A 10,166-nucleotide genomic window follows, 5' to 3' on the forward strand; every position below is an offset into this window, starting at 1 on the left:
GAAACGTTATTAAAGATTAAAAACAGGTTCTAAGGTTCTCGTAAAACTGTCTAGGGTCCGTCTTAAAACATTGCTTTAAAGCATCCTCATTGGTTATAATTCTTGTAAAACGAATTGAGGCCATTAATCATGACAATCCCCAAACGTTACGAGATTACTGATGAACAGTGGACACGGATTGAAGATCTATTTCCACCTTATCGAACTGGTCGACCAGCTAAACTATCCAATCGTCAAGCCTTTAACGGTGTCCTTTGGTTATTAAAAAGTGGCGCCGCTTGGCGCGACTTACCTGAACGATATGGTCCCTGGAAAACGGTTTATAGCCGCTTTCGTCTTTGGACTGATGCGGAATTGTTCGAAAAGATGTTTGAAAGTCTGATTGATGATCCTGACTTAGAAAACGTTAGCTTAGACTCAACCAGTATCCGAGTTCACCAAAAAGCCACTGGTGCTAAAAAAACGCCCGCTGTCTCGTCAAAAACCAAGCCATCGGCTTAAGTCGTGGCGGTCGCACGACTAAGATTCATGCGGTCGTTGATGGTCTAGGTAATCCACTACGATTTCTGTTAACCGGTGGGAACGTTCACGATAGCCAAGCTGCCCGGCCCCTACTAAATCAGCTAAGCTTGGCAGGCGTAAATGTGATTGCGGATAAAGCATATGGAACAGCAGAACTTCGGCAGTATATTGAAGCCGAACATGGTCAGTACACAATTCCACCTAAAAGCAATACCGTAAATCCATGGCCTTGCGACTATTACGTTTACTGTGAACGACATTTAATTGAAAATTTCTTTAACCAAATTAAAAACTTTCGGCGCGTAGCGACGCGCTTTGATAAGCTAGCTCATGTCTTTTTAGAAACTATTTATGTGACAGCTGTTTTGACTTGGCTCAAATAGTTTTCAGACGGGCCCTAGTTGTTTCATTATGACCCAATGCATTTTTATATGGTAGATTGTAAAATTAAACCGAACACTTGAATAAAAAAGCCGCAGCGCCTTTAATGGTAATTGTCTAAAACAACCATAAAGGAACTGCGACTCATGACTAGTTTATCATCTCAAGAACGCACTGTCATTCAAACTTTACTCGAATTGAATTATTCTGTTCGTGCCATTGCGCGCTTTATTAAACGCTCTCCTTCAACCGTTTCGATTGAAATTCATCAAGTTACACCCTATAAAGCTGAGATTGCTCATGCGTTGGCATTGAAAAAACGTCATCTACGTGGTCGTCATGACACGCTAACACCAGCTATCGCTGTCTTTTTGAATCACCACATTGGTATATTGAAGTGGTCACCAGAAACCGCTGCGCATGTTTTAGGGTTACCTTTCAAAACGATTTATAATTGGCTCAATGCTGGACGACTCAAACTGTCATTAGCTGATTTACCTGACAAAGGTATCCGTCAAAAGCGTCAATCTGATGGTAGACGACAAGTATTTGTGCATGGTCGTTCGATTGAAACGAGACCTGAAAGTGTGAAAGCACGACAAACCTTTGGACATTTTGAAGTTGACACCATGCAATCGGGTAAAAGACGTGGCGATGTGCTGGTGACAATTACTGAAAGACTAAGCCGGCAACATATCGTGAGACAGGTCACTGGGCGCAATAGTCAGGCAGTGACGCCAGTCTTAATTCGTTTTTTTCAAGGGATCAAAAATGCCAAGTCAATCACTGTTGATTGTGGGCGAGAATTTGCAAAATATAACGAAATCGAGCAAAAACTAGGCATTCCAGTCTATTTTGCGTACCCATATTCACCAGAAGAACGTGGGAGTAATGAGATATTAAATCGATACGTCCGTCGTTTTATACCGAAAGAACGCAAAATTGAAACAGTTAGCGCCAAAGAATTAGATCAAATTAATCATTGGCTCAATGCGAGACCAATGAAAACACTCAACTGGCAATCACCACGAAAGGTTTTTCAGCAGTTTGCAGTGTTCGGTTAATTCTTGCAATCTACCATTTTATATTTGATGATGACCACGGTGCCGTGGGATATCTGAAATTGAACACGGCAGATGCACAATCGGAAAATACTTTCAAGGACGCTCTAGAAATTGAACGTATATACATTCGCCACGCTTTTCAAAACCAAGGCCTCGGTGAGATCTTATATAACCTTGCAAAGACTAAGGCTACCCTCTTAGGTAAAAAACAAGTTTGGTTAGGAGTTTGGGAATACAATCAAACAGCCATCACATTTTATCAACACTACGGTTTTGAATTCGCAGGTAGCCGCACCGTTCATCTTGGTGATGCACCCCAAATCGATTTGCTAATGGTCAAACATCTGTGATTAAAATGATTAACTACGTAAAAAGCCCTCAGGATTGGCATTGCCAACCTTGAGGGCCTTTTATGTAGTTATACTATGATTAGAAATTAAACTTCTCACCATAGATGTCAGCTTTACGAACACCTGCATCTTGGAGCAACTTCATCGTGCCGACCATCATTGGCGTTGAACCACCCACAATATAGAAGGAATTGCGATTTTTAGCAACAATCGTTTTGACTTGATTTTCTTTTAAGCGTCCCACTTGCGATGCATAATCTAGATTAGGGTTTTTCACCGCTAAATCCTGCAAATCACTCTCATAGATTAAATCTTCTTGTTTCGACGCCACACGGATAAAGGACACCTTGTGCTTATCGATCAGCGACCTGGTGAGTGAAATCAGTGGGACCGATCCCACCCCTGAGCCGATAAAGACTAAATGCTTGCCTTCATTTTCCTTAATCGATTCTGACAATCGCCCATAAGAGCCATCAATCTTGACCTTGGCACCCACTGGTATTTTGTCTAACTTTGCGGTAAAATCACCCCAATTACGGATGGCAAAAACCAATTCTCGCTGCGCCTGGTCATAGCGCAAAATTGAAAATGGGTGCATCTCTTTAAAACCATCAACTTCTGGAAATGAAATATAGACAAAATCACCCGGATGAATCTGCGCATTTTTATTAAGACGGATGACCAACTCAGTTACAGAATGGGCCAACTTTTTATTGGCGATGAGTTGCCCATGTCTCGCGAGGAGCGGCTTACCAAAGTGATAATACAGATACATCACCGCGGTCACACCTGAGTAGACAAAGAACAATGTCATGAATGGCGTGATCGTCACAATGTAGGGTATTAAAATAACGTGTGCAAACACTAACAACGTGGCCACAATATTTAAACGATGGAGCCATACCGAGACTTCATAGCTCAAAATCTTTTCAATGGTTGTCTTGATCTTTCGGAGCACTTTACTTCTTGATGTTAACCAACCCGACATGAAGAAAATTGAGTAGGCCGCAATCCCAATAAAGATGATTAAAGCGATATCACCAGTCTGTTTAATTAACCCTGAGGATTGCAACATCATTTTGTGTGTAAAAGCCAAGACAATCGCACTGACACCCAGGATACCATGGACAAAATACATCTCTGGCAAACCGATCAATTTGTCAATCCACTTCGGTTTGATGGAAATAGCAATGGCAAAAAGCATCCAGACGTACGCGATGATCCCAATTTGTGAAGCGAATAGATTTGACATATTGATTGTGTTTTGCATCCCCTGTGATAGGGTCTGGATTAACGGTAGTGGCAAGACAAAAATAGCTGCCATCCAGAAAAGTCCGAGCCAATATTTATGAGATTTTAGCATGTGTTTCGCCCTCTTGTCTTGTAAAAATAAACCCACTTAAATTGTCAGGTAGTGCTAGGTCAGGATTCACCATTAAGGCCGTCGCCCACACATCAACTTCCTGGAGCGCTTGGCCAATCACCGTTGTTTGTAGGATATCGTCGACAGCTCCCTTAATATGGTGCCCCCGTTCAGAAATGCCCGATGTGGCAATCGCCCCGGTTTTTAGCTGGACCGTCTTAATAATGCTATAACGATCGGTCGGATCAACAATGCCGATGTCAAATACCCAGTCCGATTGCTCCCGGGTCTCCATCTGCATATCACCCCCACCGATCAAGTTCACCGCTTGTACACTGGGAAATTGGAATAGGGGCACAAGGAATTTTGAAAAGCCAACTTCAATCGACCAGCCCTTCACAAAACCAGAGGGTTCAAATTCACCATTGTAGTTGGCATCAAAAGCATCATGCGTTGCTAACTTAGCTGCTAAACTTGAGGCAAAGACGAAATAAAGATCTGGCGACATCGTCAGGGCCGTGATCTCACCACGATTATAGCGACTGACCTCAGAATCAGCTAAATACGGTGAAAAACGGGTATTGATTTGCTCTAAATATACTTCTAACAGATTTTGAAAGTGTTCTATTTTAGTGAGCAACGCCGGCTTCTCGGCTGTCTCATCCAAAACAATTTGGCTAGTAAAAACCGTGCCCATTGTGTGATACACAAAACTCAACATGGTATGCCCTTTGATACGCTTAGAATGCATTTCCATATGCCTATACCTCTACCTTATTATACTGCTTTATCTAGTGCAGATTGTAGTGATTGGGTGTAACCTTCATATGTCACGGTTGCCCCAGAGATAGCTTGGATATCAGCGGATTGGGCTTTCTTTGTTTCAGAGATGTAAACGGGTTCAGCCTGGTTGTCAATTGCCTGACTGCGGCCTTCACCATCTTCACTTGTACTATGAACCATCGTCACGTCGGTGATTTTCCCGCCAGAAATGGTCACTTTAACCTGGACGTTACCCCACTGGGTGCTCACAGATGAGCCCTTATAAGTGCCATCCTTATACTTGCCGCTCGAACTACTCGTCGAAATCGTCGATGAACTCGAACTAACACTGGTGGTGTCACTTGTGCTGTCAGTCGTCGTTGCTTGACTCGTGGTGGTCGCACTAGCATCAGTCGATGATCCTTTATTCATTTGTAACAACCAGTAAGCATCTAAAACCATCGCGACCGCGATTAAACCTGTGACCAGAACTGCAAGAATTTTTTTCATAATTGAACCTTCTTTTTAACTTTTTATATTATTTGCTTTCTAACTGTTGTCAGTTTAACTGCTATGGATTAACCCAACCTTAAGTGGACACTAACTGAACCTTAAAAAAATAATTTCACCAAATATTTGCAATAAAAGCGCAATTAATAATTGTACCTTTTCTTGATAGTCAATAACTTTTTCTAAATCAAGATTAATAGAGTCCCCATTAGTATGAATTAATTTATTTCGGCACTCCATTCCCTTCCCAAGTGCTGCTCTCAATTCTTTAGGTATTTTCCAACCAAAAATGGGATTAAAGACTTTATCACTTGTTAATTTAACAATTGATGGACTCGGTAAGTTCTCAATTAGTAGTCTAAGTTCAGTGCTCTGACTACTAAAAGCTTCTTTAACACCAATTTCTGCTGCCATAGCCAAAGATACATACCTTATTCTTAAATCTATAATAGATTTGCTGTGCTGCAAAATCAATAACGATAATGGTATGTTTTGATTGTGAATGATACAACTTCCTAATCGTTTTAAGTTATCCTCATCAGATAAGGACATGCTCATAGTTCTATCTGGGAAAATGATTTTCAAGTTTAAGGGACAATCTGTCCAAGTGCCATCATTAAAATTTATTTGGAGTTTCTTCGTTATTTTGTTTGAATCCAAATTAACCAAATTAAAAAAACCAACGAGATAATTTATAATCTTAGTGTCAATCTGTAGTAGTTTATCAGAAATTTCTTTACTGATTTCAGGATTATCTTTAAATCCCTTTTTTTCATCAAACGCAGCTTTATCAACGTTGAAGTTTAAAAAAATTCAATGGTTTTATTCTTAAATATTATTGATTTAACTTCACCAGAACTTAAATTTAAGGTAGCTGTACCGTTAACTAAATCGTCTTCAAAAATAATAGTGCGTTTTAAAATAGCCATCTTGTCCTCCTAAACTTCAAAACTTATATACATTATGCGTTTAATCTGTCTTACTCTCTTTATTTTCTATGGGGTAAATTTGCTTCTGATTTTTTAAGCCAACCATCAAAATTTTTTTTAGTACCCTCATAAACATCATATGCGCTTGGATATTTTTTTTGAAATTCACTCTTAAAATCTTCGAACGAATAATCATCTGGCAATGAATTTCTAACCTTTTCAAGTTTTTTATTAATCCCCTTAACCAGATTTCCCTTCTTTCCTTTACCTAAATAAATAGGATTTCCATGACTGGTTACGCCTAATGCTTGAGCAGCACGAAACGCCGTTTCTTTCACTTTAAACACTGGGTCATTTATAGCAAGTCTAGCAAGTATATCTTTAGACTGCTTGCAATCATATTCTTTTAAAACATTTACAGCAGACAAACGTTCACGCCAACTGTTTTTATTATTTGCTTTCTTTTTCAACTCTTCAATGTTTCTTGGTGTTTCTTTTATCATAAATATCACTCCTACTTTAATGTCCAAGCAACTACATAGCTATTGCTTTTTAATCAAACAAATTTCAATCATTCTAAAGCAAAAAATACACACTGGTTACAAGAAATATTTCTTCCTATACAAGTTTTCTGTATAATAGACCAAGCAAGAAGTTTTAAGGGCGGTGGCTGTCTTTTCCCTTGCGAGGTGAGGCCCATGGGAACATGGAATAATCTTCAGAAAGGTTTCACAGTCAATGAGCGTCTTCCAGACACTCTCGTTGATGTTGCTGTTTGCAATGTTTATTTTGGCGTTGCTAACATACATCGACAAAAGGAACAAATAAAAAAGCCGCCCTGCGTAACTTTGGTCGGTTACAGGGCGACAATGTAGTTTTGTAATCTAGGCCACCGCCTTTAAAGCGGCTTGTATGGGAAGTCCTGTTCCAGCGGGGCTTCCTTTTTCTGTCTTTATTATAGCATGTCCTTTAAAAACTGGCTAACGTTTCAGACTTTGATCAGATTCAGGATCAGGTTGTTTGATTTTCGGATTCTGTTTAGCAAACGCTTGTAGCTGCTTTTGCGTTCGATCACTAATTTCCTGGTGCACATCGGTTAATTGATTTTTTAATTCTGATTTTTGTTGTGGATTAGTTGATTGCTTAACTTGCAGTTGCAAGCCTTGATAGGACTTATTAAGATCCTGGGCTGATAGCTTTTTTAAATCATGCTCAGGCTCTTTTTGTGCTTCTTGTAAGCCTAATTGTTTGGTTAACCCGTCACTAAGCTCAATCACTTTGTTGCTAACTTGCTGGATTTCACTTAAAGCACTATGGATCACGGCTTTATCTTTGGCCCAGGTAGCTACATACCCGAGGGAGTAATTGCCCGTATCAACCCCAATGTTTTGCATGGCGACATATGCAATCGCTTCGGCTTGGGTTTCCTGATAGGCTCGTGGCCGATCTTTAAAGGCTGATTTTAACCCGTGTAGCTGGCTATGTGCATATTCGTGATATAAAGTCTTTAGTTTCAAAGCATTGTCGGGCTCATCGCCACCAATAACGATTTCACTAGTGCTAGGTTGAAAATAGCCTTTAGCGCCACCAAGTTCTGACAATCTCTTTTCACTGACTTTAATATCAGTATTGTTATTCAAATAATTTTTGAGTTCGTTGTATAGGTTAGTAACGTTTTTATGATCCGCTAAATTTTCTTTGACAAAATCTTTAGCACTTAGGACTGGTTCGCCGCTTGTCTGTGATATGTCAAATACTGGAATATAGCGATAACCAACTATGGCTTTTTCTTCGGTCGTATCAAGCCTTTTCTGATCCTCTGGAGTTAGTTTTTTAATAATAGGGGCCGCAATCCTGATCCCTTTTTCTCCTTTATTTACTGATCGTTTAAAATCATTCTGCCATTTTTTAAAGCCTGCAACTTGGCTGGCACTTGGATTTTGAGAATAGATAAGGTCAATATTACGTTGGCTATACCGGTGAAACTTTGCTACGGTATCAAGATAAATTTTAAATTTTTCACTATCAGTTAGTTTTAAAATTTCTTTTTCGGCATTTTCGACAAGCTGCCTTTTCCATTTTTCAGTTTCAACTTTACTTGGCATGATTAACCCTCCTCGGCGTCTACAAACTCTACAGAATTATCAATTTGGGGTAACTTGATAGATTGTGTGCCGTAAAGTGCTAAATATTCAGCATTCTTTTTTTGCCACGCAACTTGAATATATTTGCCATTACCCGCAACTTCTGATAGGTACTTATAACTGCTTTTATCCGTCAAAATAGGTAATTCGCTTGCTAATGCTTCCAGTTCATTTTTCATGATATATCCTCCTTCTTTTACAATTACACTCGTTGGTTAGGTTCACTTTTTGGTTTTTGAAAAGTAAACCTAAATGACGAGTTCACCAACCGAAACAACGTGCAGGGCGGTAGGCAGGTTCTAATCAAAATCAAAACTTAATTTGTGGCCGTCAAGCTTTAACTTGGCGTCAAACAACTTTCCTTTTTTGCTCTTGAAACCCTTTAATTTGCTCGTTTCCCCCTTGGTGACCAACGCTTTAATTGCGGTCTTCCCGAGCGTCTTGCTACTCCATTTCTTAGGTAAGGTAAAATCTTCACCTTGCTTGGGTTTCACAATGTAAAACTTCTGTTTATTTAACACGGTTGCTTGTGGTGTTTCTAAGAAGACTTCGGCGGCTTTTTGCGCTTGCTGTTGGTGATTAATTTGTTGCTTAATGGCTGCACTGCCGGTTAATTGTGTCGGAACATCAGCAATCAACTTCGCCACAAACTTCTTAATTTGGCTCAAAAAATTATCCGGGGTGCGTTCTTCGGTACTGATTTGCTGTAACGCTTGCTCCCATTTAGCCGTCATTTCTGGACTAGTTAGCAAGGGTTCGAGTTCAACCGCTTTACATAAAGTAATTCCGGCTTCACTGACGTGGAGATTGTTCTTTTCAGTAACTAAATAGCCACGTTTCTTTAACACTTCCAGCACATTGGCCCGGGTTGCACTTGTCCCAATGCCTTGCACATCTTTAAGAATCGCTTGGGCTTCTTCATCATCAAGCGTTTTGCCGGCGGTCTTCATGGCCGTAATCAGGGTACCTTCGGTAAAGGGTACCGGAGGTGTTGTTTCTTTTTGCGGCGTTTGCAGATTTGCTTGAACTTGGTCGCCTTGGTGAACGAGCGGTAAAGTTGCTGCTTCTTGCTGATCGGCTTTGTGATCATCAAATAAAGCTTGCCAACCTTGCTTAGTTGGGACCTTACCGGTTGCTTTAAAATTGGCGTCACCAACTTGGGTAATAATGGTAGTTTCCTCGTACTCGTACGGATCAGCAAACATCGCTAACGTCGTTCTTAAAACCAAGTCATAGACTTGTTGCTGTAATTTAGGTAAGCTGGCTAGTTTCTCTTTAGTCGGCACAACTTTAGCCATGATAATGGCGTAATGTTCTTCAACCTTTTTCCCATTGACGTAACGTTTATTTGGGGTGGTATTGGTTAAAGCGACTTGCTTAGAAGCTGTTTAGTATCTTTGATTTTGACCAAATAATTTGATAAACTACNGCAACTTGGCTTCATATAAACTTTGAATGGCCGCTAAGGTTTGGCTGGCGCTGGCGTGATAACGTTTATTCATGGCACTTTGGAGACTAGATAGCGAGAATAGTTGGGGACTAGCTCGTTTTTTGTCTTGTTTTTGGACGTCCTTGATTAACCCCCCCTGTGAGCCTTTCTGAACGTGTTTAGCTTGCATGAATGTCATTAGCCCTGTTTCGTCTTTAAACCGCTGATAGGGGTCTAATTTTGCGAAGAATTTTTGCTGATTAGCAAGAATTTCAGCATTTAGTTCAAAATAGGGTTCCGGCTTAAAGTTTTTGATTGCCTGGTCCCTTTGATAGACCATATACAAGGTTGGCGTCTGCACGCGACCAATTGAGTATACCCCGCGTACCCCGTTTTGTCTGGTTCTGGTGCAAAGTTTACTCAGGGAGAGTGCATCCTGTATCATGAATTGAAACTGGAGGTTTTCAGATGACTGATCATTTTAAAGGACGGCAATTCAATCAATCAGTGATTACTTTTGCCGTAGGCTACTACTTGCGTTACAACATCAGTTATCGAGATCTAGTTGAAATGATGCGCGACCGTGGTATTTTCGTGCATCACACAACCCTCATGCGTTGGGTACAACATTACTCACCGATTATGCGGGCTCTATGGCGTAAGCGCCATCGGCGCACTTCCAAAAGTTGGCGTATGGATGAGACCTATATCA

12 protein-coding genes and 3 pseudogenes are annotated in these 10,166 nt (G+C 40.4%); 5 read left to right on the top strand and 10 right to left on the bottom strand.

Translation table 11 applies throughout. The features are described from left to right. Window positions 1-129: 129 nt before the first annotated feature. From FD47_RS15075 to FD47_RS12345, 3 genes are all read left to right on the top strand, one after another. A protein-coding gene (locus FD47_RS15075) for an IS5 family transposase (RefSeq protein WP_156319487.1) occupies window positions 130-905 on the top strand; the annotation gives its coding sequence in 2 pieces (ribosomal slippage) (window positions 130-457 and window positions 457-905; 777 coding nt in all). A 144-nt stretch (window positions 906-1,049) separates the two neighbouring features. After that, the gene (locus FD47_RS15725; protein WP_054736379.1) at window positions 1,050-1,967 is read left to right on the top strand and encodes an IS30 family transposase; all 918 of its coding nucleotides are present in this window, start codon (window positions 1,050-1,052) and stop codon (window positions 1,965-1,967) included. Next, window positions 1,886-2,317 (top strand): GNAT family N-acetyltransferase, encoded by a 432-nt coding sequence (locus tag FD47_RS12345; protein ID WP_082402673.1) that lies wholly within the window; start codon window positions 1,886-1,888, stop codon window positions 2,315-2,317. Before FD47_RS15725 ends, FD47_RS12345 begins: the two co-directional genes overlap by 82 nt. Before the next feature lie 79 nt (window positions 2,318-2,396). On the opposite strand, the gene FD47_RS12350 is transcribed toward FD47_RS12345, so the two are convergent. The 6 genes from FD47_RS12350 to FD47_RS12370 form a co-directional block, all read right to left on the bottom strand. Continuing rightward, a complete protein-coding gene (locus tag FD47_RS12350) occupies window positions 2,397-3,716 on the bottom strand; it encodes an FAD-binding oxidoreductase (RefSeq protein ID WP_156404151.1) in 1,320 nt (439 codons plus the stop codon). Further along, on the bottom strand, window positions 3,664-4,437 hold the full coding sequence (locus FD47_RS12355) for an FAD:protein FMN transferase (RefSeq protein ID WP_003572231.1): 774 nt from the start codon (window positions 4,435-4,437) through the stop codon (window positions 3,664-3,666). The genes FD47_RS12350 and FD47_RS12355 overlap by 53 nt, the downstream gene beginning before the upstream one ends. A 20-nt stretch (window positions 4,438-4,457) precedes the next feature. Continuing rightward, complete coding sequence (locus FD47_RS12360) at window positions 4,458-4,952, bottom strand: FMN-binding protein (protein WP_056980749.1); 495 nt, start codon at window positions 4,950-4,952, stop codon at window positions 4,458-4,460. A 90-nt stretch (window positions 4,953-5,042) separates the two neighbouring features. Next, entirely contained in the window at window positions 5,043-5,621 is a 579-nt protein-coding gene (locus tag FD47_RS15365; protein ID WP_054736371.1) for a hypothetical protein, read from the bottom strand. A 134-nt stretch (window positions 5,622-5,755) separates the two neighbouring features. Beyond that, a complete protein-coding gene (locus FD47_RS16120; protein WP_263849944.1) occupies window positions 5,756-5,881 on the bottom strand; it encodes a hypothetical protein in 126 nt (41 codons plus the stop codon). 59 nt (window positions 5,882-5,940) lie between these two features. Then, a complete protein-coding gene (locus FD47_RS12370; RefSeq protein ID WP_054736369.1) occupies window positions 5,941-6,384 on the bottom strand; it encodes a hypothetical protein in 444 nt (147 codons plus the stop codon). 262 nt (window positions 6,385-6,646) lie between these two features. Between FD47_RS12370 and FD47_RS16145 the strand changes: the two genes are divergently transcribed. Beyond that, on the top strand, window positions 6,647-6,709 hold the full coding sequence (locus FD47_RS16145; protein WP_230083882.1) for a putative holin-like toxin: 63 nt from the start codon (window positions 6,647-6,649) through the stop codon (window positions 6,707-6,709). 152 nt (window positions 6,710-6,861) lie between these two features. Here the strand turns inward: FD47_RS16145 and FD47_RS12375 are convergent, their stop codons facing one another. The 4 genes and pseudogenes from FD47_RS12375 to FD47_RS15895 form a co-directional block, all read right to left on the bottom strand. Then, complete coding sequence (locus tag FD47_RS12375) at window positions 6,862-7,986, bottom strand: ArdC-like ssDNA-binding domain-containing protein (RefSeq protein ID WP_015639753.1); 1,125 nt, start codon at window positions 7,984-7,986, stop codon at window positions 6,862-6,864. A gap of 2 nt (window positions 7,987-7,988) precedes the next feature. Further along, a complete protein-coding gene (locus FD47_RS12380; protein ID WP_003713050.1) occupies window positions 7,989-8,204 on the bottom strand; it encodes a hypothetical protein in 216 nt (71 codons plus the stop codon). Window positions 8,205-8,324: 120 nt separating this feature from the next. Continuing rightward, window positions 8,325-9,453 (bottom strand): annotated as a pseudogene (locus FD47_RS12385) (type IA DNA topoisomerase); the annotation flags it as partial. Between the two features lies 1 nt (window position 9,454). Next, window positions 9,455-9,899 (bottom strand): annotated as a pseudogene (locus FD47_RS15895) (DNA topoisomerase); the annotation flags it as partial. Window positions 9,900-9,922: 23 nt separating this feature from the next. On the opposite strand from FD47_RS15895, the pseudogene FD47_RS15085 reads away from it, so the two are divergent. Beyond that, window positions 9,923-10,166 (top strand): annotated as a pseudogene (locus tag FD47_RS15085) (IS6 family transposase); the annotation flags it as partial.

Origin of the sequence: Lentilactobacillus parafarraginis DSM 18390 = JCM 14109 (assembly GCF_001435895.1) — a bacterium.
GTDB classification, from domain to species: domain Bacteria; phylum Bacillota; class Bacilli; order Lactobacillales; family Lactobacillaceae; genus Lentilactobacillus; species Lentilactobacillus parafarraginis.

Coding starts and splice junctions, on each gene's coding strand:
- FD47_RS15725 (WP_054736379.1), top strand. CDS start 1,050: ATGACTAGTTTATCATCTCAAGAACGCACTGTCATTCAAACTTTACTC.
- FD47_RS12355 (WP_003572231.1), bottom strand. CDS start 4,437: ATGGAAATGCATTCTAAGCGTATCAAAGGGCATACCATGTTGAGTTTT.
- FD47_RS12360 (WP_056980749.1), bottom strand. CDS start 4,952: ATGAAAAAAATTCTTGCAGTTCTGGTCACAGGTTTAATCGCGGTCGCG.
- FD47_RS16120 (WP_263849944.1), bottom strand. CDS start 5,881: ATGGCTATTTTAAAACGCACTATTATTTTTGAAGACGATTTAGTTAAC.
- FD47_RS12370 (WP_054736369.1), bottom strand. CDS start 6,384: ATGATAAAAGAAACACCAAGAAACATTGAAGAGTTGAAAAAGAAAGCA.
- FD47_RS12375 (WP_015639753.1), bottom strand. CDS start 7,986: ATGCCAAGTAAAGTTGAAACTGAAAAATGGAAAAGGCAGCTTGTCGAA.
- FD47_RS12380 (WP_003713050.1), bottom strand. CDS start 8,204: ATGAAAAATGAACTGGAAGCATTAGCAAGCGAATTACCTATTTTGACG.